Origin of the sequence: Enterobacter sp. ECC-175 (assembly GCF_043968675.1) — a bacterium.
GTDB lineage: Bacteria > Pseudomonadota > Gammaproteobacteria > Enterobacterales > Enterobacteriaceae > Enterobacter.
The window spans coordinates 854958-880103 of record NZ_CP143776.1 but is presented as its reverse complement, the minus strand read 5'-3'; the positions used below and the strand labels follow the sequence as shown (position 1 = coordinate 880103).

The window sequence follows — 25146 nt, the reverse complement described above, 5'->3', positions numbered from 1 at the left end:
AAAGGCGAATTTGGAACCAAAAACTGCACAAAAAACCAGGGACTTAATTATTTCTCGAGGCTCATCGGAAATGCGACCAAAGCAGCGTGACCCAGGTTATCGCCGCGACGATAATCGCCAGCAGTACAGCAGCAGACCCCATGTCTTTTGCGCGTCCGGAAAGCTCGTGGAAATCGGAACCGATACGGTCAACAACCGCCTCAATAGCGCTATTGAGAATTTCCACTATCATCACCAAAAGCACCGAACCGATGAGAAGTACGCGAGTTATTGCATCAACATCCAGGAAACAGGCGATGATAACCGCGACGATAGCGGCGACCCCTTCCTGGCGAAAAGCGGCTTCATTGAGCCATGCGGCACGGAAACCTTTCCATGAATAGCCGGCGGCTTTGATGATTCGGGTTAACCCAGTGGTATTATTGGCCATTAAAAGAACCTTTTATTGGAAAGAGCGTCAATAACTACAGCCGCAGCGCGTTTGCTGCCACCTGAAGTATGACGGGTAACAACAGAAATTTTGCGCGCTTTCTGTTATCCTTGCGCCGCAATTGCATTATTAACCAGAGGCTTTACATCGTTTATGTCCGGCTGGCCACGAATTTACTACAAATTACTTAATTTACCATTAAGCGTACTGGTAAAAAGTAAGTCTATCCCAGCAGAACCCGCGCTGGAATTAGGGCTCGATACCTCGCGCCCCATTATGTACGTTTTGCCTTATAACTCGAAGGCTGACCTGTTAACGCTTCGCGCGCAGTGCCTGGCGCACGATCTGCCTGACCCGCTTGAACCGCTGGAAGTCGACGGTACGCTGCTGCCGCGCTATGTGTTCATTCACGGCGGGCCGCGCGTGTTTACCTATTACACGCCGAAAGAAGAGTCGATCAAGCTGTTCCACGACTACCTCGATCTGCACCGCAGCAATCCCGATCTGGACGTGCAGATGGTGCCGGTCTCCGTGATGTTTGGCCGCCGACCGGGCCGTGAAAAGGGTGAAGAGAATCCGCCGCTGCGCATGCTTAACGGCATTCAAAAATTCTTCGCCGTCTCCTGGCTGGGACGCGACAGCTTCGTGCGTTTCTCCCCTTCTGTTTCGCTGCGCCGCATGGCGGACGAGCACGGAACGGACAAGATCATCGCACAAAAGCTCGCGCGCGTGGCGCGTATGCACTTTGCGCGTCAGCGTCTCGCCGCGGTTGGCCCTCGCCTGCCTGCGCGCCAGGATCTGTTCAACAAGCTGCTGGCCTCTAAAGCGATTGCCCGCGCCGTCGAAGACGAGGCGCGCAGCAAGAAAATCTCCCACGAGAAGGCCCAGCAGAACGCCATCGCGCTGATGGAAGAGATCGCCGCGAACTTCTCCTACGAGATGATTCGCCTGTCTGACCGCATTCTGGGCTTCACCTGGAACCGGCTCTATCAGGGGATTAACGTCCATAACGCCGAGCGCGTGCGCCAGCTGGCACATGACGGCCATGAAATTGTCTACGTGCCTTGCCACCGTAGCCATATGGACTACCTGCTGCTCTCCTACGTGCTTTACCACCAGGGGCTGGTGCCGCCGCATATTGCGGCCGGTATTAACCTGAACTTCTGGCCAGCGGGCCCGATCTTCCGCCGCCTGGGCGCATTCTTTATTCGTCGAACCTTTAAGGGCAACAAGCTCTACTCGACCGTCTTCCGTGAATACCTCGGCGAGCTTTTCAGCCGCGGCTATTCCGTAGAATACTTCGTCGAGGGCGGACGTTCCCGCACCGGACGTTTGCTCGATCCAAAGACCGGCACGCTGTCGATGACTATCCAGGCGATGCTGCGCGGCGGTACGCGCCCTATCACACTGGTGCCAATCTATATTGGCTATGAGCACGTGATGGAAGTGGGCACCTACGCCAAAGAGCTGCGCGGGGCAACCAAAGAGAAAGAGAGCCTGCCGCAGATGCTGCGCGGCCTCAGCAAGCTGCGCAACCTGGGCGAGGGCTACGTGAACTTCGGCGAGCCAATGCCGCTGATGACGTACCTGAATACCCACGTTCCCGAGTGGCGTGAATCCATCGATCCCATCGAAGCGGTGCGTCCAGCGTGGCTGACGCCGACCGTCAACGGCATTGCGTCAGAGCTGATGGTGCGTATCAACAGCGCCGGTGCGGCAAACGCCATGAACCTGTGCTGCACGGCGCTTCTGGCCTCGCGCCAGCGCTCGCTCACCCGCGAGCAGCTGACCGAGCAGCTCGATTGCTACCTGAGCATCATGCGCAACGTGCCGTACTCCGTCGATTCGACCGTTCCTTCTGCTACCGCCAGCGAGCTTATCGACCACGCGCTGCAGATGAACAAGTTTGAAGTCGAGAAGGATACGATTGGTGACATCATCATTCTGCCGCGCGAGCAGGCGGTGCTGATGACCTACTATCGCAACAACATCACGCATATGCTGATGCTGCCGTCCCTGATGGCCGCCATTCTGACCCAGCACCGCCGCATTTCGCATCAGGAGCTGTTACGCCACATTGAAGCCATCTATCCGATGCTGAAAGCGGAGCTGTTCCTGCGCTGGAGCAAAGACGAGCTGGCCGCCGAGCTGGCTAAGATGACGGAAGAGATGCGTCGTCAGGGGCTGATTACGGTTAATGAGAACGAGCTGCTCATCAACCCGTCACGCTCCAGAACTCTGCAGCTGCTGGCCGCTGGCGCGCGCGAAACGCTGCAACGCTACGCCATCACCTTCTGGCTGCTGAGCGCGAATCCGTCCATTAACCGCGGCACGCTGGAAAAAGAGAGCCGCACGCTGGCACAGCGCCTCTCCGTTCTGCACGGTATCAATGCGCCTGAGTTCTTTGACAAGGCGGTGTTCAGCTCGCTGGTGCTGACGCTGCGTGACGAAGGGTTCATTAGCGACACGGGCGATGCCGAGCCGGAAGAGACGATGAAGATCTATCAGATGCTGGCAGAGCTGATTACCGCCGACGTGCGTTTAACGATTGAGAGCTCGACGCAGGGCGAGTGATGTTATCAGCGGACTGATGCCCTCACCCACGGGGAGAGGGAGAAAACAAAACGGCAGCCATTCGGCTGCCGTACTTTTATGAAAAGTAACTCATCGCCAGCCCCAAAAACAGCACCAGGCCCACGTAGTTATTGTTCATAAACGCCTTAAAGCACGCTTCGCGTTCCCGCTTCGCAATCAGCTTTTGCTGATACGCAAACAGCAGCCCCGCCACCAGCACGGACCAGTAAAACTCCCAGTTCAGGCCGTTAAGGCGACCAATGGCCACCATCAGCGCCAGCACCGCAACCTGCAGAATACCGATGATCAGCTTGTCCTGACGCCCGAACAAAATCGCCGTCGATTTGATACCGATCTTCAGGTCGTCGTCGCGGTCAACCATGGCATATTGCGTATCGTACGCCACGGCCCAGAGAATGTTGGCCAGGAACATGAGCCAGCAGCTCAGCGGCACAGATTCGCTCACCGCGGCAAACGCCATCGGGATCGACCAGCCAAACGCAGCGCCCAGCACCACCTGCGGCAGATGGGTGTAGCGCTTCATAAACGGATACACCCAGGCCAGCGCCAGTGCGGCAACCGAAAGCAGAATGGTCATGGTGTTAAGCGTTAACACCAGCAGGAAGGAGAGCAGCACCAGCACCACAAACAGCGTGCGGGCCTCTTTCTCGGAAACCTGGCCGCTCGGCAGCGGTCTATGGGCCGTGCGCTTCACGTGCCCGTCAAACTTGCGGTCCGCATAGTCATTGACCACGCAGCCCGCCGCGCGCATCAGCCAAACGCCCGCAACGAACACTGCCAGGATCCACAGGGGCGGTACGCCCGGCGTAGCAACCCACAGCGCCCACAGGGTCGGCCACAGCAGCAGCAGCGCGCCGATCGGTTTATCCGTGCGCATCAGGCGGTGAAAGGCCAGCAGCTTGTTCTGCGTCAGACTCCACTCCATTTTCTCTTCCTCTTAGTACAGCGGCGATGCTGGTAAAAACAGTTCCGTCAGGATGAGCGGCTTACCGCTCAGGCGAAGGCGGGAACGGCGCCCCCACAGATCGGCATCGCGACCAATCTCAATGAAATCTCGGGTAAGCTCGGACGAGGTGAAAAGATAGCGCCCCAGCGGCGTTTTTCCCAGCCGCTGCAGCGCGAGCTCGGGCCCGGAAAGGGTGGATTCTGGTACCACCGTCCGTCCGGCAAGCCACGGCTCGCCGTCAGCGCAGAGCAGGATCTCGCGCAGCCAGTAGCGTTCTTCAGACGGCAGCAGCGGCAGCTCGCTGGCAACCTCATCGGCAGCGACAAATCCTTCGCGGATCATCGTCACCGTGACCGTTTTACCCTGTTGCTCAAAACGTTTTGTCATGGAATCTTCCAGCAGCAGCCAGTCAAGCTGCGCCGGTTCAAGCGCGGGTATGTGGTCTAAATAGCGCAGCGCACGCAATTGCGTTAGCGCAGGGTGTGACATGCCAGACTCTCCGATACATAACGTAATGGCATTGTATCGCAGAAACGCGGCTTGGGGGCGGTCAAACGTTATTTAACGATCACTATCGCAACAACGGTGCAACAGACACGGACGGCATGAAAAAAAGTGCGCCCACTCAGGCGCACTAAAACTAACAAATCAGCACTGCGGGGAGACGATCACCCCTTGCCTTTTACACTGCTGATAAAGGTGGAACGGGCAGTGGTTGAACCTAAACGTTCGGCCTCATCAAGCAGCTTCAGCGCCTTATCGACATCGCCGCGCTTCACGGCCTGCTTAATCGCGTTGTTGAAGTATGCTTCGGTGTCGTTCAGTACCGGCTCCGCTTTCTTCGCCGGCGCAGCGGCTGGCGCGGCGGCGACAGGGGCAGCCGGTGCGGCGTAAACCGGTGCGGCAGTGTTGCCCACGGTCACAGGACCATTGCCGGAGGAGCCAAACAGCGGGCCAACCAACACGCTGGAGCCGCTGTTGGTTTTCACCTTCAGCTTCAGCGTTCCGTCGGTCACGTGGCGGGCAATCGGGTCCGGAATATCCGGCACGGCGTTGCCGGTACCCTTCGCATAGGCTTTTGCCGGATCGAGCAATGTGGTGGTTTTCTGCAGATCTTGCTCGGTGGTAAAGACCAGCACGTAGAGTTTTTGCTGTCCCAGCGCAGGCGTCAGGCGCATCACCCCTTCCAGGCGGTCAGCGCTCATCACGCCCGGCTCCTGGTAGGTAAAGTATTCGCTTGGGAAAAACGCCGATGGCGTCATGTTCTGATCGAGAATCAGCACGTTCGGCGCAAACACGCTGGTTTGTTTGTTCACTTCGCTGGTCAGGGTAATGGCCAGCTCGCCAATGTTGGCCGGAACGCTATAGGCGGCAACCGGGCCGGTGATGCCCGGCACGTTCAGCTGCTGGCCGCCCGTTGAAAGCTGGGTGGTCTGCGTTTTAGATTGATCGACCGGCGTCCAGGTGAGCTGCTGGAGCGACGCGGCAGGAATAGACGGTGCGGAGGTCGTGTTCTGGGGGACGAAATTCACGTCAGCCAGCGTAACGGCAGGTACGCTCGCCAGCAGGCCTGCAGACAGGCAAACGGCAAGGAGAGTTTTGTTCATTTTCATTGTTATCACCTCAGAAAGCACGGGTTCAGCGGTAGCCAGGCAATAGCGCGCTGCCCCAAGGATTGAGGGGCTTTCGCCCCTCAGTTTGGTCATTACGTCAGGTTAAGACGGGATTACCACCAGATTTCCATCTGGGCGCCGAAGGACCACTCGTCGCTGTCGCCGCGGCCGAAGGAACCGCCGTTGAAGCCATCTTTAAACGCTTTACCGTAGTTAGGGTTATTTCCTGGGTTACCGTTGTAGTCGTAGCCCCACTTCTCATCCCACTTCGCGTAGGTTGCGAAGACGCGGATAGCCGGACGAGACCAGATGCTGTCGCCAGCCTGCCACTGTTGTGCCAGGGTGATTTTGTACTGGTTGTTGGTGTCGCCAGTTTCCTGGGATTTGACGTTGTCGTAGCCCACTTCCAGCAGGGTGCTCATGATTGGCGTCCATTTGTACATTGGACGTACGCCCACGGTCCACCACTTGGTGCCGTTGTTGTTATCCCAGTCGATGTCCTGATACATACCGACGTACATCAGGTCCCAGCTATCGCCCAGGGAGATTGCACCGTGGTCGAGGATACGCAGCAGGCTGCCGTTGTTGTTGATGTCATACGCAAAGCCGGAGTTGCCGTCAATGCCTACGCCAGAACCTTGAGACAGGCCTTTACCCTGAGAGGTCATGGAGTCGGTGGCGTACTGAACCACAAACTTGTTGTAGCCTTTCAGCATGCTCTGGGTGTGTTCAGCGGTGAACATCCAGCCGTCTTTAGACGCGCCGTCAACCAGGCGATAGTCATCACGCGGGTTGGCACGGCCGTAGTCAACGCCCAGCTCCAGGGTGCCGCCCGGGTTAACTTCCATCTGCGCTAAACGCACGTCAAAGACGTCGTTCGCGGTGCGCGTGGTGTAATCATAAATGCTGTTGCTGGCGAAGGAGGAAGAGCCGCCCGCTTCAGAAGAACGGGTTGCTGCCAGAGAGAGTTTACCGAAGCCGACGTCGATGTTTTCCAGACCCGCACCAGGACCAGAGATATCCCAGTAGTAGAAGTCGATCATGTGAACGTCGTGACGCTGATAGAAGCGCTTACCGGCCCAGATGGTAGAGCCCGGCAGCCATTCAATCAGGTTTTTACCCTGCACGTTAGCTTCACGGAACGCGGGATCGGTCGCTTCCCAGTCATTCTGCTGCGCCACGGAGTACGCGACGTTAGTATCGAAATAGAAGCTCTTATCGCCTTCTTTCCATACTTCCTGGCCCAGCTTCAGTTCGGCATAGGTTTCACATTCGTTACCGAGACGGTATTTACTTTGTGCACCCGTTGCCTGGAAACATTGTTGTTCGCCGCCACTTCCCGTCCAGCCGATACCGGAACGAGCATAACCATGGAAATCCACTGCCAGCGCCTGAGCAGACATTACGCCCGCTGCGACGGCAACTGCCAGAGGAAGTTTGCGCAGAGTAATCATCATTCTATCTCCTGAGATCATTGCTTTTCTTTGAACACTTCACCTGTCGGCTTCGTGTTTTCTTTTGGGATTGCTTAAACGCCTGGCTCTTGATGCAGCCGACGACATGCGGAGCCATCTTCACGGAACAGATGGCAGCGCTCTGGCGGCAAGCCGATAGCGAATTTGGCACCCTCTTCTACCAACACCACGTCATTCTGGCGGTAGACCAGGTTTTGACGGATGGCGGGGATCTGGATATGAATCTGTGTTTCGTGACCAAGCTGTTCGACGACCTGAACTTCACCTTCGAGGGTCACATCCGCGATGTGGCTCGGCAGCAAATGTTCCGGACGAATGCCGAGGGACATATTTGCCCCGACCTGTACGTTCGCGCTGTCCACCGGTAGCCAGACCTGCTGGCGGTTTGGCAGCTCGACCTGTACCTGTTCAATCGCCGTTGCGGTCACTTTGACGGGCAGGAAGTTCATCTTTGGCGAGCCAATAAAGCCCGCAACAAAGCGGTCTGCCGGGTAGTGATACAGCTCCAGCGGTTTACCCACCTGCGCCACGCGGCCGGCGTCCAGCACCACAATTTTATCGGCCAGGGTCATCGCCTCGACCTGATCGTGGGTGACGTAAATCATCGTGCGGCCAAGACGCTTGTGCAGACGGGAAATTTCGATACGCATCTGGACGCGCAGGGCGGCATCCAGGTTGGAAAGGGGTTCATCGAGCAGGAACACGCGCGGCTCTGCCACCAGCGTACGACCAATCGCCACGCGCTGGCGCTGGCCGCCGGAGAGCGCTTTCGGCTTGCGTTCCAGCAGGTGCGCCAGCTGTAACACCTCGGCGACCTGGGTCACGCGCTGGTTGATAACCTCTTTCTTCGCACCGGCCAGCTTCAGGCCGAAAGACATGTTCTCGGAAACGGACAGGTGGGGATAAAGCGCATAAGACTGGAACACCATGCCCACGCCGCGCTCGGCTGGCGGGGTGTCGTTCATCCGGGCATCACCAATAAACAAATCGCCGCTGGTGATCGTTTCAAGACCGGCAATCATACGCAGCAGGGTAGATTTACCACAGCCTGAAGGACCCACGAACACCACGAACTCACCTTCGTGGATGTCCAGATTGATGTCTTTAGACACCACTACGTCGCCCCAGGCCTTCGTTACATTACGTAGCTGTACGCTCGCCATGCCCTTCTCCCTTCGTTACAACCTGTCACCGACAGAAACATTCAACATAAGTTCACTATGGGGTATCCATTACTTTCGTGAATCCTCCACCCCCCGCCTTTTTTATGGGGGAGGAGGCGGGAGGATGAGAGATGACGCTCTGCGACCGCATCTGGCAGGCTGAGGCGAAAATCGTGACCCCGCCTGCAAAATTCAGAGGGGTTTTATGTGCGCCAGCACTCATAACTTAAATTTATGCAACGGAGATCACACAACGCGGGGGTGGGGCGTAGGGGCCGGGAGGATGGAAAGAGGATGTCAAATAAGGAGACTGAGCCACGTTGAACCACCTCATGTATCCACGAGCACATCACCAAAAAGGATGGCAGATATGAAGATCAAGACTGGCGCACGCGTTTTCGCATTGTCCGCCCTGGCAGCAATGATGATTTCCGCACCGGCTCTCGCCAAAATTGAAGAAGGTAAGCTGGTTATCTGGATTAACGGCGACAAAGGCTATAACGGCCTGGCCGAAGTGGGCAAAAAATTCGAGAAAGACACCGGTATCAAGGTCACCGTTGAGCACCCTGACAAGCTGGAAGAGAAGTTCCCGCAGGTCGCGGCGACGGGCGACGGTCCGGACATCATCTTCTGGGCGCATGACCGTTTCGGCGGCTACGCGCAGTCTGGCCTGCTGGCTGAAGTGACGCCGGACAAAGCCTTCCAGGACAAGCTGTTCCCGTTCACCTGGGACGCCGTTCGCTATAACGGCAAGCTGATTGCATACCCCATCGCCGTTGAAGCGCTGTCGCTGATTTACAACAAAGACCTGGTGCCTAACCCGCCGAAAACCTGGGAAGAGATCCCGGCGCTGGACAAAGAGCTGAAGGCGAAAGGCAAATCGGCGCTGATGTTCAACCTGCAGGAACCGTACTTCACCTGGCCGCTGATTGCTGCCGACGGCGGTTACGCGTTCAAGTTTGAAAACGGCAAATACGACGTGAAGGACGTCGGCGTGGACAGCGCGGGCGCGAAAGCGGGCCTGACCTTCCTGGTTGACCTTATCAAGAACAAACACATGAACGCGGATACCGATTACTCCATCGCGGAAGCGGCGTTCAACAAGGGCGAAACCGCGATGACCATCAACGGTCCGTGGGCCTGGACCAACATTGATAAGAGCAAAGTTAACTACGGCGTGACGCTGCTGCCAACCTTCAAAGGCAAGCCGTCTAAACCGTTCGTGGGCGTGCTGAGCGCGGGCATCAACGCCGCCAGCCCGAACAAAGAGCTGGCGAAAGAGTTCCTGGAAAACTACCTGCTGACCGATCAGGGTCTGGATGAAGTGAACAAGGACAAACCGCTGGGCGCCGTCGCGCTGAAATCCTTCCAGGATCAGCTGGCGAAAGACCCGCGTATTGCGGCCACCATGGATAACGCCCAGAAAGGCGAAATCATGCCGAACATCCCTCAGATGGCCGCGTTCTGGTACGCCACCCGTACCGCGGTAATCAATGCTGCCAGCGGTCGTCAGACCGTCGACGCCGCGCTGAAGGATGCACAGGGTCGTATTACCAAGTAATGCCGTAGTTCCCTCTCCCTTTGGGAGAGGGAGAAAAGATCACATGCTGTAGAGGAAGAACCCCATGGATGTCATTAAAAAGAAACGCTGGTGGCAAAGCGACGCGCTGAAGTGGTCAGTGATAGGTCTGCTGTGTCTGCTGGTGGGTTACCTTGTTGTTTTAATGTACGTGCAGGGGGAATATCTGTTCGCCATCATGACGCTGATTTTAAGCTCTGCTGGCCTGTATATTTTCGCTAACCGCAAAGCCTATGCCTGGCGCTATGTCTATCCGGGCGTGGCCGGAATGGGGCTGTTTGTCCTGTTCCCGCTGATCTGCACCATCGCCATTGCGTTCACCAACTACAGCAGTACCAACCAGCTTGCACAGGAGCGCGCCACCCAGGTGCTTCTGGACCGGTCCTATCAGGCGGGCAAAACGTTTAACTTCGGCCTTTATCCTGCGGGTGATGAGTGGAAGCTCGCGCTCACGGACCAGGAGACGCAGAAGGTGTTTATTTCTGACGCGTTCAAATTCGGCGGCGAGCAGAAGCTGGCCTTAAAAGAGGCGACCGCCCTGCCGGAAGGCGAACGCGCCAACCTGCGCGTCATTACCCAGAACCGTCAGGCGCTGACCCAGCTTACCGCCGTACTGCCGGACGAGAGCAAAGTGACCATGAGCTCGCTGCGCCAGTTCTCCGGCACGCAGCCGCTCTACACCCTGGCGGATGACGGCACGCTCACCAACAACCAGAGCGGCGTGAAGTACCGTCCGAACAACGATATCGGCTTCTATCAGTCCATCACTGCCGACGGCAAATGGGGCGATGACAAGCTCAGCCCGGGCTACACCGTCACCATCGGCTGGGACAACTTTACCCGCGTATTTACCGACGAAGGCATCCAGAAGCCGTTCTTCGCCATCTTTGTCTGGACCGTGGTCTTCTCGGTGCTGACGGTGATCCTGACCGTTGCGGTGGGCATGGTGCTGGCGTGTCTGGTGCAGTGGGAGTCCCTGAAGGGCAAAGCGATTTACCGCGTGCTGCTGATTCTGCCGTACGCCGTACCGTCGTTTATCTCGATTCTGATCTTCAAAGGGTTGTTTAACCAGAGCTTCGGTGAAATCAACATGATGCTGAGCGCGCTGTTCGGCATCAAGCCGGCCTGGTTCAGCGACCCGACCACCGCCCGCTCGATGATTATCATCGTCAATACCTGGCTGGGCTATCCGTACATGATGATCCTGTGCATGGGCCTGCTGAAGGCGATTCCGGACGACCTGTACGAAGCCTCGGCGATGGACGGCGCAGGTCCGTTCCAGAACTTCTTCAAGATTACGCTGCCGCTGCTCATCAAGCCGCTGACGCCGCTAATGATCGCCAGCTTTGCCTTTAACTTTAACAACTTCGTGCTGATTCAGCTGTTGACCAACGGCGGCCCGGACCGTCTGGGTACCACCACGCCAGCAGGCTATACCGACCTTCTGGTGAGCTACACCTACCGCATCGCCTTTGAAGGGGGCGGCGGGCAGGACTTCGGCCTGGCGGCCGCGATTGCCACGCTGATCTTCCTGCTGGTAGGCGCGCTGGCGATTGTGAACCTGAAAGCTACGCGCATGAAATTCGACTAAGGAGGGCGCTGACTATGTCTATGGTACAACCCAAATCTCAAAAGCTGCGCCTCCTGGCGACGCACTTAGGCCTGCTGATTTTCATCGCCGCGATTATGTTCCCGCTGCTGATGGTTATCGCCATCTCCCTGCGCTCCGGTAACTTTGCGACCGGAAGCCTGATCCCGGATGAAATCTCCTGGGAGCACTGGAAGCTGGCGCTGGGCTTCAGCGTGGAACACGCCGACGGTCGCGTAACCCCGCCGCCGTTTCCGGTGCTGCTGTGGCTGTGGAACTCGGTGAAAATTGCGGGCATCACCGCAATTGGCATCGTCACGCTCTCTACCACCTGCGCATACGCTTTCGCCCGCATGCGCTTCCCGGGGAAAGCGGTGCTGCTGAAAGGGATGCTGATTTTCCAGATGTTCCCGGCGGTCCTCTCGCTGGTTGCGCTGTACGCCCTGTTTGACCGCCTGGGCCAGTACGTGCCGTTTATCGGCCTGAATACCCACGGCGGCGTGATCTTCGCCTATCTTGGCGGCATCGCCCTGCACGTGTGGACCATTAAAGGCTACTTCGAAACTATCGACGGTTCGCTGGAAGAAGCGGCGGCGCTGGATGGCGCAACCCCGTGGCAGGCGTTCCGCCTGGTGCTGCTGCCGCTGTCGGTGCCGATTCTGGCGGTGGTATTTATCCTGTCGTTTATCGCCGCAATTACCGAAGTTCCGGTCGCGTCGCTGCTGCTGCGCGACGTGAACAGCTACACCCTGGCCGTGGGTATGCAGCAATACCTCAACCCGCAAAACTACCTGTGGGGCGACTTTGCCGCAGCGGCCGTGCTCTCCGCCATCCCGATCACCGTGGTGTTCCTGCTGGCCCAGCGCTGGCTAGTTAACGGCCTGACGGCGGGCGGTGTGAAAGGTTAAGTTTCATCTGTAATGCCACTGCAACCCTCAACTTTAGACGTATTGTATTGAACCACCTTGTGACTGTTAGGCGCTCTTCGGAGCGCCCTTTTTTTATTCGCGCTTCAGGCGCTTCGAGTTACACAGCCAAAGGGTAATGACCAGCAGCAGGATCGCCGCCGAGTAGATCAGCACGTCGAGCGGGGATTTATGATCGACGATGATCAGCCGCACAATCGCGGTGATCCCAATGTAGACAAAATAGCGCAGCGGAAAGTGAAAGCCGGACTGAAAATACTTCACAATCAGGGCGATAAACTCGAAGTAAAGGAAGTAGACGACCAGGCCTTCCACCAGCGCGTATTTGCTGGTTTGCTCGGGGGCGAACAGCACATCCGCCAGATGCACCGTCTCTTTGCCGAGAAAAACGACCAGTATCAGGCCAAGGCTCAGCAGACCGAGGTTCAGCACGGTCTGGAGGATCGTTGAGATAAACTCAACGCGCGGACGCGTCAGGGATGACATACGGCACCTCATTCTTCAGGGCGAGGTTCCTGTATAACGCAAAAGTGTGACGGGGATCTATATTTTTTGTTTATGTTTGAAGCAATGGAGAGGATTCCCTCTCCCTAAAGGCGCGAGGGAGAAAACACGGCTCCGGGCGATCCCCTCTCCCCTTTGGGGAGAGGGTTAGGGTGAGGGGCATCAGCGGAAATTAACGTTTTTATCGCTGGTCATGTCATACAGCTGGAACTTACGCCCAAGCTGCTGGCCGCCGTCGCGGGTCAGCGGCGTCCAGCCCACGGCCGCGCGGCTGCGGGTTGGGCCTGACGAGAAGAGATCCAGCGGAATCGAGACATACACCCCTTTGGTGAAATCCCCTTCCCCGTATTCGTCCGGCGACACGTTGGTGATAGTGGCATAGCCGCCCACGACCACGCCGCTGTCGAAGTGTTTCGAGATGTCCAGCGTGCCGCCCTTATCGCCTGCCAGATACTGCCCGACGCTGGCTTTGATCAGCACGTCCTGCGCAAACGACGGCGTCCAGTAGGCGGTCAGATGGCCGGTTTTCACGCTGTAGTCGGTGAACTTCATCATGTCCTGCGCGCTGCGCCAGTCGCGCTGCTTCACGTAGTTGGCGTCAATACCGAACGCCCAGTTGCTGTCGACGGGGCGATAAAGCACCTCCGCCCCCGCGCCGCCGAACATCGTTTCCAGATAGCCGCCGTAGACCTGGCCGTAGAAGCCGTTGCCGAAGTACTGGAAGTAGTTGGCCTGCAGGTTGTTAACGTAGACGTCGTTCTGCACGTATTCCCGCACGCGGGTCCGCACGCGCGGCAGTTTTGAATCATTCGGCGGGTTGGTGTAGTTGAACTTGTCGTAGTTGTTGGCGATGTTGCCGAACAGGCTGCCGGTGGTCAGCAGGTGGTCGGTGACCCACAGATCCGCCGTCGCCATCGCGCCCAGCTGATACATGTAGAAGTTTTCCGGGCCGCCAACGGACTGGTTAAGCACCGGATCGATGTGGAAATCGAAGCGGGATTTGTCGATATACCAGCCCTGTTCGGTGGTCTCCGGCACCACCGGCTCAACGCGCTTCTGCACCAGCTCGGTTTCGTGCCCCAGCGGCTCGCCCTCAAGGTGGCGCTTCAGGCTGGCAACGTCCGTTTCAGTGGTCACCTGCGGCAGGTTGAGGCGGTTTTCCGTCACGCGGATCGTGCGGATCCCTTCCGGCAGATCGTTCATCACGATCCGGTTGGCGCGTTCGATCCCTTCTCGCGAGTCGCGGTATTTCACCTGCTCGCCGGTGACGTACAGCGTATCGCCTTTGGTCTGGATCTTCGGATCCGCCAGGCCCGCGTTGTATTTCAGCAGCGTCAGCTGGTTCGCCACCACGGAGTGCTGAATGATCGCATCCTGCGGCTCCGGCTGGTATTTCGGCCGCGCGTTGTCGTTGTAGTGCGGGCGCATGTCGTTGAAGTTGGTGCGCAGCGTAAAGCCAAACATCAGGGTATTGCCGCGCTCGTAGCTGAGGTTAACGTCGGCCCAGTCGGCGACGCGGTAAATGGCGCCGACGTTAAACTTGCTCTTCTGCTCAATCTTCCCGGCAAACTCCTGGCTGTAATCGTTCCCTTCATACTCCAGCTTCAGGCGCAGCGGCTGCCAAGGCGTTTGATACTCGACGCCGCCGAACAGCGACGCCGGACCGTGGAACATCTGGTCGCCGTTAATCGAACCGGCTTTCTTATAGCTGTTATCGCGGTAGCAGTATTTGTCGCTGTAGGAACAGAACGGGTTTTTTACGTTGCCGCTGGTGCCGAGATAGCCCCAGCCCAGCCCGAGCGAGAAATCAAACGGCCCCCATGCCTTGCTGGCGACAACGTATTCCGCATCAAACAGGCCGGTCCCGCCGATATCCTTCGCGCCGACGGAGACCTGCGGCATCCAGTAGCTCTCTTCCCACAGGCGCAGCTTCAGGTCAAAGGCTTTATCCTTATAGGTCTGATCGCCGGAAAATGACTCCACGCTGCTGTACTGCTTTGTGCGCACGTCGGTGTAGCGCAGGGTGGTTTCGAGCCACGGGAACAGCTGTACGGAGGCGGAATAGTAGCGGTACTGATCGTTGTCGCGGTAGTTAAGGCTCAGCTCGCCCTCGCGGGCCATGCGTGCGGTGGGCGTTTGCAGCAGGCCCACGCCGCCGAAGTCAGACTGCGAGGGCCCAATGGGCGCCGGAAAGGTTTCGGCATGGCAGGCCGCGCTTACGCACAGCGCCAGCATGCTGTAGAAGTAGGTTTTTTTCATTAATCCGGTATCCGCTGCGTCAGGGAGCGAAGGATATCGGCGTTAATGCCGTCATAGGCCTTCGTCCAGAAGTGGTCGGCAAAACCGACAAAAATGATGCTGCCGGGCATGGGCTCAACGTGGCGCTTATTCCAGTAGGCTACCGGTACTTTTTGTGTGCGCCCGTCGGGGTAGATCACCCACGCGTAGCTGTTATCCGCGCCGCTGAGCAGGCTTTGCTCGTCAAGGTAGTTCGCCACGTCGCGCCCCGGCGTGAAGGGCTTGTTGCCGGGGCTGCTTATCAGCCCCATCACGGTCACGGTGGAGGGCTTCGCCGGAAGCCAGAGCGTGTATTCGCCCTCAAGCGCCGGATTGCCGATCTCCGCCACGCGCACCTCGTCCGGGTCAAGGTTCACCTTTTGCCGCCCGGTGACCTTCACCGCCGCAAGCTGCTGGCGCAGGGCGTTAATGGCCGCCGCGTCGTCGCCGTCTTCCTGCCCGGCGAGCCCCGTCAGCCTGGCCAGCAGGGCGTTATGCTGCTGTTCTGCCGCTACGCTCGCCTGCCGCTCGGCGATCACCGCGCCCGGCCACCAGCTGTTGGCAAGCCGCGGCTGGCCGACGAGATCGAGCAAGTGCCCGGCATTGGTTAAGGTTTTCGGTTTTTCACCGTCCGGCGTGTAGACCTTTACCGTTCCCGCCGACCACGCCAGCGGCGCGGCAAGGCTCGCGATGAGCGCCGCAGAGATGAGCTTTTTCATGATTTCGCCGCCTTGATCAGGGTGGTTTTCACCGGGAAGAAATCGGCGCCGAGATACTGCAAGGACTGGCGGATTTGCCCTTCATCATCCACCCAGAAGCGGTTGTGCCACGTCGCCTGGTCGGTCGTGACCTCTTCATCCAGCACGCGGACCCGGGTTTCGTCGCTGCCGACCTTTACGCTGTCCGTGCCGTCCCAGCGGAAGACCGAGCGGGCCGTGGCGTAACGCACCTGCTTGTGCTCGGTCCAGCCCATCGTGCGCGTCCAGCCCGCGCCGTCGGTAATCTGATTTGGCTTGATAAGCGGATCGGCTGCGAGGTTGTTCACCTCCAGCAGGTTGTCACCGCCCAGCAGCGTTTTCACGATGCGCCCATGCTGCGTCACGAGGGTAGCCTGATCCTGCGTCACCCATTTCTGCTGCCCGTTTTCATCGAAAGCGAGCACCACAAACAGCTGCGGCCCGTTGTTAAGCTGCATGTACTGGCTGGCATAAGGCATGTTTTGCAGTTCGTCATCGGTCAGATGCACGCCGGGCGTGCCGAACAGGCTTTCCCACAGGGAATGTCCCAGCCCTTTAGTGGTGGCCGAGCACGCCTGCAGCAGCAGGCAAATCAGAATGATTGCAGGTCGCTTCACGACTCTTCTCCGAAGGGGCGAAATAACCACACCGAAGTGTGGTTATGATTAAAACACCCGGTATTACTGGGTGCTGGTCGTCGTGGTGGTCGTGGTTCCGGTATTGGAGCCATCACCGCCACCGGTTGCCGCCAGCGCGACACCCACGGCTGAACTTACGGTGCTGGTGCTGGCTGCGGTAGAACTCCCCGCAGATGCAGACGTCGCTGCCGAACCTGCCGCTTCCCCGACCTGAACCGGAGCCGCATAGGCAGATGTCGCCGCAAGCGCAGATATGGCAAAAATGCCATACAGTACTTTCTTCATAACAATTTCCCTTCAATGAATGAATGGAGATTTACCTGAAAAGAAATTCAGGCGGAATCGAGTATACACAACTAAAGCGGTGGGATTGCCGTATGGGGAAATAGAGAAAGGGTTTTCAGACTATTAGAAAATCAAGAGAGATAACATGAAAAGATATAATATTAAAAACATTAAAATCAATAAGTTAAAATTTATATTGTATTAAGGACGCCTCCGTATATTCCTAAAGTAAACCGTAGCGACTATCGGGTTAACATCCTTTTTCAGATAAAACTCAGAGCTGAAATTTGAGATGAATAACAGACATGCGGAATTATCCGATAAAAAAATGCCGGCATATTGCCGGCATTATTCATGGCATATTAATTATGCGCGCCAGGCTTTATAACGGTTAATCAAACCATTTGTTGAGCTGTCGTGGCTATCAATTGCTTTATCGTCACCCAGCTCCGGCAGAATGCGGTTCGCCAGCTGTTTGCCCAGCTCTACGCCCCACTGGTCAAAGGTGAAGATGTTCAGGATCGCGCCCTGGGTGAAGATTTTGTGTTCGTACAGGGCAATCAGCGCGCCGAGGCTGAACGGCGTGATTTCGCGGAGCAGGATAGAGTTGGTCGGGCGGTTGCCTTCGAACACTTTGAACGGCACAACGTGGTCCAGCGTGGCCGGATCTTTACCCTGGTCACGGTATTCCTGCTCAACAACCTCGCGAGACTTACCGAACGCCAGCGCTTCGGTCTGCGCGAAGAAGTTAGACAGCAGCTTCTGGTGGTGGTCGGAGAGCGCGTTATGCGTAATGGCCGGAGCGATGAAATCACACGGTACCATTTTGGTGCCCTGGTGGATCAGCTGATAGAACGCGTGCTGGCCGTTGGTGCCTGGCTCACCCCAGATGATTGGGCCGGTCTGGTAATCCACCGCGTTGCCGTTACGGTCAACGTATTTACCGTTGGATTCCATGTTGCCCTGCTGGAAGTAGGCCGCAAAGCGGTGCATGTACTGGTCGTACGGCAGAATTGCTTCGGTTTCAGCGCCGAAGAAGTTGTTGTACCAGATGCCAATCAGCGCCAGCAGCACCGGCAGGTTTTTTTCAGGCGCGGTGGTGGAGAAGTGTTTGTCCATCGCGTGCGCGCCGGAGAGCAGCTCAACGAAGTTGTCGAAGCCCACGGACAGAATGATGGACAGGCCAATCGCCGACCACAGGGAGTAGCGACCGCCAACCCAGTCCCAGAACTCGAACATGTTTGCGGTGTCGATACCGAACTCGCCCACCGCTTTACCGTTGGTGGACAGCGCCGCGAAGTGTTTCGCCACGTGCTTGTTGTCGCCGGCGGTTTTCAGGAACCAGTCGCGCGCGCTGTGGGCGTTGGTCATGGTTTCCTGCGTGGTGAAGGTTTTAGACGCCACCAGGAACAGGGTGGTTTCCGGGTTGACCTTTTTCAGCACTTCGGCAATGTGGGTACCGTCAACGTTAGACACGAAGTGCATGTTGAGGTGGTTTTTGTACGGGCGCAGCGCCTCGGTCACCATGAACGGGCCCAGGTCAGAGCCGCCGATGCCGATGTTCACCACGTCAGTGATCGCCTTGCCGGTATAGCCTTTCCAGCTTCCGGAGATGATCGCTTCAGAGAAGGTTTTCATCTTTTCCAGCACCGCGTTCACTTCCGGCATCACGTCCTTGCCGTCAACGATGATTGGCGTATTGCTACGGTTACGCAACGCAACGTGCAGCACGGCGCGGTCTTCAGTGCGGTTGATCTTCTCACCGGAGAACATGGATTTAATGGCGCCTGCCAGGTCGGTTTCTTTCGCCAGATCCTGCAGTTTTGCCAGCGTCTCTTCGGTGATGCGGTTTTTAGAGAAATCCACCAGCATCAGGTCGTCGAAGGTCGCGGAGAATTTGCTGAAACGATCGCCATCTTTCGCGAACAGCTCCGCGATGGTGACGTCTTTCATTTCATCAAAATGTTTCTGTAGTGCCTGCCAGGCAGCGGTCTGCGTTGGGTTGATGTTTTTCATTAGCAATACTCTTCTGATTTGAGAATTGTGACTGCGGTCGATTGTAGCGCCTGCAAATAAAAATTGTGATGGTTTTTATGCCATTGGCCTGGTCTGCATCAAACGCAGGTGAAAAGACCCGAAAAGTATAGCTGCTGGACCGGCGCTCTGCGGCGGGGAAATGTGCCCCCTTTCGCGGTAAAACGAAGCATAAAATATGGCCCTGTTATAAGTCCTGTTTCTCAGGGGTACCCCCCCATGAAAAATCCGCATAATCCCAGCGTTGACAGGACACCCCCTACATCTTATTTATAGGGCCGTATTTGCGGCTGCACCTGTTATCGTTTCAATCTTGTGCCACGGTCGCTTTATTCTTTTCCTGACACGAGGTTGTTATGACGAGTTTTGTGGTCGCTAAATTTGGCGGCACCAGCGTGGCGGATTACGACGCCATGAACCGCAGCGCCGATGTGGTGCTGGCCGATCCGAATACTCGCCTGGTGGTGCTTTCTGCCTCCGCTGGCGTGACGAATCTGCTGGTTTCACTGTCTGAAGGACTGGAAGCGACCGAACGTTTCGTCAAGCTGGACGCGCTGCGCAAAATTCAGTTCGATATTCTCGAGCGCCTGCAAAACCCAAACGTTATTCGCGAAGAAATTGAACGCCTGCTGGAAAATATCACCACCCTGGCAGAAGCGGCGTCGCTGGCGACCTCAACCGCCCTGACGGACGAGCTGGTCAGCCACGGCGAGCTGATGTCGACCCTGCTGTTCGTTGAGATCCTGCGCGAGCGCAACGTTCAGTCCCAGTGGTTTGACGTGCGTAAAATCATGCGCACCAGCGACCGCTTTGGCCGCGCCGAGCCGGACGTTGAAGCACTGGCCGAACTGACCGGCCAGCAGCTGGCGCCGCGCCTGGAAGAAGGCATTGTGATTACCCAGGGCTTTATCGGCAGCGAAGCCAAAGGCCGCACCACCACGCTGGGCCGCGGCGGCAGCGACTACACCGCCGCGCTGCTGGGCGAAGCCCTGCACGCGACGCGCGTGGATATCTGGACCGACGTGCCCGGCATTTACACTACCGACCCGCGCATAGTCTCTGCCGCAAAGCGTATTGACGTGATCGCCTTTGAAGAGGCCGCCGAAATGGCGACCTTCGGCGCGAAGGTGCTTCATCCGGCCACGCTGCTGCCCGCCGTGCGCAGCGACATTCCCGTCTTCGTTGGCTCGAGCAAAGATCCCAAAGCGGGCGGTACGCTGGTCTGCAAGAAAACCGACAGCCCGCCGCTGTTCCGCGCCCTGGCGCTGCGCCGCAAGCAGACGCTGGTCACGCTGCACAGCCACAATATGCTGCACTCCCGCGGCTTTCTGGCAGAAGTGTTCGGCATTCTGGCACGCCACAATATCTCCGTGGACCTGATTACCACGTCGGAAGTGAGCATTGCCCTGACGCTGGATACCACCGGCTCCACCTCTACCGGTGACACCCTGCTGACGCAGTCTTTGCTGATTGAGCTGTCCGAGCTGTGCCGCGTGGAGGTGGAAGAGGATCTGGCGCTGGTTGCCATTATCGGTAACAAGCTGTCCCGCGCCTGCGGCGTGGGCAAAGAGGTGTTCGGCGTGCTCGACCCGTTCAGCATCCGCATGATTTGCTACGGCGCATCCAGCTACAACCTATGCTTCCTGGTCCCTGCCGATCAGGCGGAGCAGGTCGTGCAGAAACTTCATCAGAATTTGTTTGAATAAAATTCGTTAGCGCGTTAAACAATATCGATAAGCCGGGCGCAGACCCGGCTTTTTCATAACTAAACAACACGACAATACTGCAAGGAATACATTATGTTATCCGCCATTACCCGGCTGTTCCCGCTGTGGGCGCTGCTGCTCTCGGTACTCGCCTATTACACGCCAACCACCTTCACGGGGATTGGCCCGTGGGTCACCACGCTGCTGATGCTGATTATGCTCGGCATGGGCGTGCACCTGAAAATCGATGATTTCAAACGCGTGCTTTCCCGCCCAGCGCCGGTTGCCGCAGGCATTTTCCTGCACTACCTGGTGATGCCGCTCGCCGCGTGGCTGCTGGCAATGGCCTTTAAGATGCCGCCAGATCTGTCCGCCGGGATGGTGCTGGTGGGGAGCGTCGCCAGCGGTACGGCGTCTAACGTGATGATTTACCTGGCGAAAGGAGACGTTGCCCTGTCGGTCACCATCTCTTCCGTTTCCACGCTGGTGGGCGTGGTTGCCACCCCGCTGCTGACGCGCCTTTACGTCGATGCGCATATTCAGGTGGACGTCATGGGAATGCTGCTGAGCATCCTGCAAATCGTGGTGATCCCGATTGCGCTGGGGCTGGTGATCCACCACCTTTTCCCGCGCGTGGTGAAAGCGGTTGAGCCTTACCTGCCGGCATTTTCGATGGTCTGCATTCTGGCCATTATCAGCGCCGTGGTCGCGGGCTCGGCGTCGCACATCGCGTCCGTAGGCGTTGTGGTGATTATCGCGGTGGTGCTGCATAACACCATCGGCCTGCTCGGCGGCTACTGGGGCGGGAAGCTGTTTGGCTTTGATGAGTCCACCTGCCGCACGCTGGCGATCGAGGTGGGCATGCAGAACTCCGGCCTGGCGGCAGCGCTCGGTAAAATCTACTTCTCACCGCTGGCCGCGCTGCCGGGGGCGCTGTTCTCCGTCTGGCATAACCTGTCCGGCTCGCTGCTGGCGGGCTACTGGTCCGGCAAGCCGATTGATGAACAACCTAAAAAAGATGCGGTTAAACAGGGTTAATTCGCGGCAGTTGCTTTACACTGAAGCCTCCCCCACAGGAGGCTTCAGCAATGGCGACACCACGATTGACCCAGAAAGACATGACGGAAGCCGAGCAGCGTGAACTTAAAACGCTCCTCGACCGCGCGCGTATCGCACACGGCCGCACGCTGACGAACGCCGAAACCAATCAGGTCAAAAAAGAGTATATCGACAAGCTGATGGCGCAGCGCGAAGCGGAAGCAAAGAAAGCCCGCAAGCTGAAGAAAGATCAGGCTTATAAACCGGATGCAGAGGCGACCTTTTCCTGGTCGGCAAATACCTCTACCCGTGGAAGGCGCTAATCAGCGCCCTTTCTTTTTGCGACCCGGCTGGGCAAAGCGCTTGCCGTTATTCGCGGGCTTACCGCGATTTTTATCTTCAGCCTGCGGCCCCTTAACCACCGGGCGCTTAATTCCCTGGGCTTTCGGCCTGGCCTTGGCTTTAGGCTTCGCTTCGGAGGATGAATTCTCGATAAGCTTAAACAGCTCAATCAGCTCATCGTCCGTTAAGTCACGCCACTCGCCCAGCGGAATGCCGGACAGGCTGACGTTCATGATGCGCGTGCGCTCAAGCTTTGTGACCTCATAGCCAAAGTGTTCGCACATGCGGCGGATCTGACGGTTTAAGCCCTGCACCAGGGTAATGCGAAACGCAAACGGCGCCTCTTTCTTTACCTTGCACTTTTTCGTCACGGTGCCCAGAATCGGCACGCCCGCGCCCATTCCGCGAATAAATTCGTCCGTCACCGGCTTGTTCACCGTCACGATATACTCTTTTTCGTGGTCGTTACCGGCGCGCAGGATCTTGTTCACCAGATCGCCGTGGTTGGTGAGAAAAATCAGCCCCTGCGAGTCTTTATCCAGACGACCAATCGGGAAGATGCGGCTGCTGTGGTTGACGAAATCCACGATGTTGTCGCGCTCGCCGTCTTCGGTGGTGCTGACGATGCCAACCGGCTTGTTCAACGCGATAAATACAAGGTCTTCCGCGTCACGCGGCTCAATGAGCTGACCGTTGACTTTGACCACGTCGCCAGGCACAACCTGGTCGCCAATCGTGGCGCGTTTGCCGTTAAGAAACACGTTACCCTGTTCAATGTAACGGTCAGCCTCGCGACGTGAGCAGATCCCGCTCTCGCTAATGTATTTGTTTAATCGGGTTGATTGAGTTGGCAGCATAGTTTCTCCTGTGAAGGGCGAAATATACCTCACCTTGCGACTGACAAAAAAGTCTTAGTAACCGTTGATCAGAAAATCGAGTGCATCCCGCAACGACGCGCTGTTATCAGTGAGATCGGCCACACGTTCGCCTAGCTCTTTTGAAGGGATGCCTGTCAGCATGTGCATCATGACCACGCAGGGCTGACCGGCTATCTCAACCACGGGGCACACTTTTGCAGGCGGCTGGATGCCTCCCAGGAGGCTAAGTTCAACAGCGGGAGCGACGAGAACATGCTTCATCACATTGGCCACGGAATGCTGCATGTTGATTAACCATGGATAGGCTTTTTTTCCATTACCTTCATTGGCATAAGCAAAAAATTGCTCCATCAGAACGACCTCTGAAAATCACTAAAAGAGCCGTTTTCATCAACCCACTGGTTAATGGCCTCGATAGACGCTTTATTCTCTTCTAACCACTCTGCGCGCTGATGGGCGCGAAACTGCTCCTGCAGCGCAGCCGTCAGTACAGCGGAGAGATTAAGCTTAAGCCGTCGCGCCTCCTCAAGAATCTCCGGCGCTAACGACACATTGACCGATTTTTTAATGCCATGAGCAGTGCGCATGATAACCCCCATTGGAATGCGCATGAATTGGCGAAGTGTAGCGTAATAAACGAGCATTTTCTATTCCCTTAAAAATGTAAGGTCTCAAGCGTAAATGGCTCGGTATGCGCTGTCACGCCCCGCAATACGGTTTTGCGAGGCGCTTTCAGAGATTAATAATCATCCCGGTCGTCATCTTCGTCCGGTTGCTCCATCACGCTGTAGGCCACCGCGCAGAACAGGGAGTTCAGGCGCTTCATGTCCCCCAGCAGCCCCAGGTGCAGGGAGCTGGTCTCGATGCTTTGCACGTTCTGCTGGTGTAAGCGCTCAACGTGGGCGTGCGAGTAGCGGCGGTTGAGAATGCGGAAGCGGTGCTTATTGCGGCGCAGGCGGCGGGCGCTCGGCACGTCGCTGGAGAAGAAGACCGACATCGCCAGCTTCAGGTTACTTACCAGCTGTTCATGCAGCGCTTCCAGCTCCTTCAGGCCTTCTCCAGAAAACGCGCGGCGGGCGGCCAGGGATTTGTCCGCGATCTCGCTGCCCATGCGCTCGACGATATCCGAGGCCTGCTCCAGGTTAAGCGACATCTCGATGATTTCCGCCCAGCGGCGAGACTCTTCCTCCGCCAGCTCGTCCTGCGGGATGCGGGCCAGATAGAGCTTGATGGCGGTATAGAGCACGTTGATGTCGTCCGCCAGCCTGCGCAGCTCTTTCTCTTCGCGCGGCTCGCCGTGCATCACCTTTTGCAGCCCCTCAAGCATGGTCTCCATCGCGTCGCCCATGCGCAGGGTTTCGCGGGCGGCGTTGGCAATCGCCAGCGCGGGGGTGTCCAGCACGGAGGTATCCAGATGCTTCGGCTTCAGGCGCGCGTCCAGCTCCGGCTCGTCGCGGATGAGGCGCTCGCAGAAGCGGGCCATCGGCGCGGCAAAAGGCACCATCGCCAGGCAGCGCACGAGGTTGTAGAAGACGTGGAAGTAGATCACCAGCTCCGCCTTTGGCAGCGGCAGGTTGTCCATCAGGTTCGCCAGCGGGTGGACGAACGGCAGAATAATCAGGCTGCCCACCAGCTTAAACAGCAGACTGCCCAGCGCCACGCGGCGGGCAGCAGCGTTGGCCGCGCTGTTGTTGAGCATCGCCAGCAGGCCAGAGCCGAGGTTGGCGCCGATGACCAGACACAGGGCAACCGGGAACGAGATGGCTCCTGCCGCGGTCAGCGTCGCCGTCAGCAGAACGGCCGCCAGGCTGGAGTAGCTGACGATGGCAAACACCGCGCCGATCAGCGCGTCCAGCATGATATCGCCGGTCAGCGAGGAGAAAATAACCTGCACGCCGTTGGCCTGGGTGATGGGCGTCACCGCCTGCACGATCAGCTCCAGCGCCAGCAGGATCAGCCCGAGGCCGATCCCCACGCGCCCCAGCTGTCCGGCGCGGCTTTGCTTACGTCCGAGGAAGAAGATGACGCCGATAAAAATCAGTAGCGGCGATAGCCAGGAGAGATCGAACGTCAGGACGCGCGCCATCAGCGCGGTCCCCACGTCCGCCCCCAGCACGATCACCAGCGCCGGGGCCAGCGCCACAAGATCCTGCGCGACGAATGAGGTCACCAGCATGGTGGTGGCGTTGCTGCTTTGGACCAGCGCCGTCACGCCAATCCCCGCGCAGAAGGCGAGCGGTTTTTTCTCAACGCTGCGGCTCAGAACGGTGCGTAACCGCGCGCCAAACACGCGCATCACGCCGGTACGGACAATATGCGTGCCCCAAACCAGCAGCGCCACGGCAGAAAGCAGATGTAGCAGAGTCAGCACGGAAGGGTTTTCTCCTTATCG

Annotated in this window: 23 protein-coding genes; 7 read left to right on the top strand and 16 right to left on the bottom strand. The window is 57.5% G+C overall.

Annotated elements, in window-relative coordinates; genetic code table 11:
• Positions 1-61 precede the first annotated feature (61 nt).
• Positions 62-430, bottom strand: a complete 369-nt coding sequence (locus V1599_RS04165) for a diacylglycerol kinase (protein ID WP_112012117.1) — start codon at positions 428-430, stop codon at positions 62-64.
• A gap of 153 nt (positions 431-583) precedes the next feature.
• Between V1599_RS04165 and plsB the strand changes: the two genes are divergently transcribed.
• On the top strand, positions 584-3004 hold the full coding sequence (gene plsB / locus V1599_RS04160) for a glycerol-3-phosphate 1-O-acyltransferase PlsB (protein WP_112012116.1): 2421 nt from the start codon (positions 584-586) through the stop codon (positions 3002-3004).
• A gap of 76 nt (positions 3005-3080) precedes the next feature.
• On the opposite strand, the gene ubiA is transcribed toward plsB, so the two are convergent.
• The 5 genes from ubiA to malK all read right to left on the bottom strand — a co-directional run bounded on the left by ubiA (position 3081) and on the right by malK (position 8222).
• Positions 3081-3950 carry a 4-hydroxybenzoate octaprenyltransferase gene (gene ubiA, locus V1599_RS04155; RefSeq protein WP_297122564.1) on the bottom strand — a complete coding sequence of 290 codons (870 nt, stop codon included), beginning with the start codon at positions 3948-3950 and terminating at the stop codon, positions 3081-3083.
• 12 nt (positions 3951-3962) lie between these two features.
• The gene (gene ubiC / locus V1599_RS04150) at positions 3963-4460 is read right to left on the bottom strand and encodes a chorismate lyase (RefSeq protein WP_395301060.1); all 498 of its coding nucleotides are present in this window, start codon (positions 4458-4460) and stop codon (positions 3963-3965) included.
• Between the two features lie 179 nt (positions 4461-4639).
• Positions 4640-5584 (bottom strand): maltose operon protein MalM, encoded by a 945-nt coding sequence (gene malM, locus V1599_RS04145; protein ID WP_112012113.1) that lies wholly within the window; start codon positions 5582-5584, stop codon positions 4640-4642.
• Between the two features lie 113 nt (positions 5585-5697).
• Complete coding sequence (locus V1599_RS04140; protein ID WP_112012112.1) at positions 5698-7041, bottom strand: maltoporin; 1344 nt, start codon at positions 7039-7041, stop codon at positions 5698-5700.
• 71 nt (positions 7042-7112) lie between these two features.
• Positions 7113-8222, bottom strand: coding sequence for a maltose/maltodextrin ABC transporter ATP-binding protein MalK (gene malK / locus V1599_RS04135; RefSeq protein WP_112012111.1), 1110 nt, complete (start codon positions 8220-8222; stop codon positions 7113-7115).
• 370 nt (positions 8223-8592) lie between these two features.
• Here malK and malE point away from each other — a divergent pair, with 370 nt between their 5' ends.
• The 3 genes from malE (at position 8593) to malG (ending at position 12297) form a co-directional block, all read left to right on the top strand.
• A complete protein-coding gene (gene malE / locus V1599_RS04130) occupies positions 8593-9783 on the top strand; it encodes a maltose/maltodextrin ABC transporter substrate-binding protein MalE (RefSeq protein ID WP_395301059.1) in 1191 nt (396 codons plus the stop codon).
• A 64-nt stretch (positions 9784-9847) separates the two neighbouring features.
• The gene (gene malF, locus V1599_RS04125; protein ID WP_395301058.1) at positions 9848-11392 is read left to right on the top strand and encodes a maltose ABC transporter permease MalF; all 1545 of its coding nucleotides are present in this window, start codon (positions 9848-9850) and stop codon (positions 11390-11392) included.
• A 14-nt stretch (positions 11393-11406) separates the two neighbouring features.
• Positions 11407-12297, top strand: a complete 891-nt coding sequence (gene malG, locus V1599_RS04120) for a maltose ABC transporter permease MalG (protein WP_395301057.1) — start codon at positions 11407-11409, stop codon at positions 12295-12297.
• Between the two features lie 93 nt (positions 12298-12390).
• On the opposite strand, the gene psiE is transcribed toward malG, so the two are convergent.
• The 6 genes from psiE to pgi all read right to left on the bottom strand — a co-directional run bounded on the left by psiE (position 12391) and on the right by pgi (position 18772).
• Positions 12391-12801: a phosphate-starvation-inducible protein PsiE gene (gene psiE, locus V1599_RS04115; RefSeq protein WP_112012107.1), complete on the bottom strand. Its 411-nt coding sequence runs from the start codon at positions 12799-12801 to the stop codon at positions 12391-12393.
• A 180-nt stretch (positions 12802-12981) separates the two neighbouring features.
• A complete protein-coding gene (locus V1599_RS04110) occupies positions 12982-15078 on the bottom strand; it encodes a YjbH domain-containing protein (RefSeq protein WP_395301056.1) in 2097 nt (698 codons plus the stop codon).
• Positions 15078-15815 (bottom strand): capsule biosynthesis GfcC family protein, encoded by a 738-nt coding sequence (locus tag V1599_RS04105; protein ID WP_112012105.1) that lies wholly within the window; start codon positions 15813-15815, stop codon positions 15078-15080. Before V1599_RS04105 ends, V1599_RS04110 begins: the two co-directional genes overlap by 1 nt.
• Positions 15812-16450 (bottom strand): YjbF family lipoprotein, encoded by a 639-nt coding sequence (locus V1599_RS04100; protein ID WP_112012104.1) that lies wholly within the window; start codon positions 16448-16450, stop codon positions 15812-15814. Before V1599_RS04100 ends, V1599_RS04105 begins: the two co-directional genes overlap by 4 nt.
• 63 nt (positions 16451-16513) lie before the next feature.
• On the bottom strand, positions 16514-16756 hold the full coding sequence (gene yjbE / locus V1599_RS04095; RefSeq protein ID WP_112012103.1) for an exopolysaccharide production protein YjbE: 243 nt from the start codon (positions 16754-16756) through the stop codon (positions 16514-16516).
• 366 nt (positions 16757-17122) lie between these two features.
• On the bottom strand, positions 17123-18772 hold the full coding sequence (pgi, locus tag V1599_RS04090) for a glucose-6-phosphate isomerase (protein WP_112012102.1): 1650 nt from the start codon (positions 18770-18772) through the stop codon (positions 17123-17125).
• A 374-nt stretch (positions 18773-19146) separates the two neighbouring features.
• Here pgi and lysC point away from each other — a divergent pair, with 374 nt between their 5' ends.
• From lysC to V1599_RS04075, 3 genes are all read left to right on the top strand, one after another.
• Positions 19147-20496 (top strand): lysine-sensitive aspartokinase 3, encoded by a 1350-nt coding sequence (gene lysC / locus V1599_RS04085; protein WP_112012101.1) that lies wholly within the window; start codon positions 19147-19149, stop codon positions 20494-20496.
• A gap of 93 nt (positions 20497-20589) precedes the next feature.
• The gene (gene panS / locus V1599_RS04080) at positions 20590-21534 is read left to right on the top strand and encodes a ketopantoate/pantoate/pantothenate transporter PanS (protein ID WP_112012100.1); all 945 of its coding nucleotides are present in this window, start codon (positions 20590-20592) and stop codon (positions 21532-21534) included.
• Positions 21535-21584: 50 nt separating this feature from the next.
• A complete protein-coding gene (locus V1599_RS04075; RefSeq protein ID WP_112012099.1) occupies positions 21585-21857 on the top strand; it encodes a DUF3811 domain-containing protein in 273 nt (90 codons plus the stop codon).
• Here V1599_RS04075 and rluF read toward each other — a convergent pair whose 3' ends face one another.
• The 4 genes from rluF to V1599_RS04055 form a co-directional block, all read right to left on the bottom strand.
• Positions 21858-22733, bottom strand: a complete 876-nt coding sequence (gene rluF, locus V1599_RS04070; RefSeq protein ID WP_112012098.1) for a 23S rRNA pseudouridine(2604) synthase RluF — start codon at positions 22731-22733, stop codon at positions 21858-21860.
• Positions 22734-22787: 54 nt separating this feature from the next.
• Positions 22788-23105, bottom strand: a complete 318-nt coding sequence (locus V1599_RS04065; RefSeq protein ID WP_112012097.1) for a CcdB family protein — start codon at positions 23103-23105, stop codon at positions 22788-22790.
• Entirely contained in the window at positions 23105-23398 is a 294-nt protein-coding gene (locus tag V1599_RS04060; protein ID WP_112012096.1) for a type II toxin-antitoxin system CcdA family antitoxin, read from the bottom strand. Before V1599_RS04060 ends, V1599_RS04065 begins: the two co-directional genes overlap by 1 nt.
• A gap of 95 nt (positions 23399-23493) precedes the next feature.
• A complete protein-coding gene (locus V1599_RS04055) occupies positions 23494-25125 on the bottom strand; it encodes a Na/Pi cotransporter family protein (RefSeq protein WP_112012095.1) in 1632 nt (543 codons plus the stop codon).
• Positions 25126-25146: the final 21 nt, after the last annotated feature.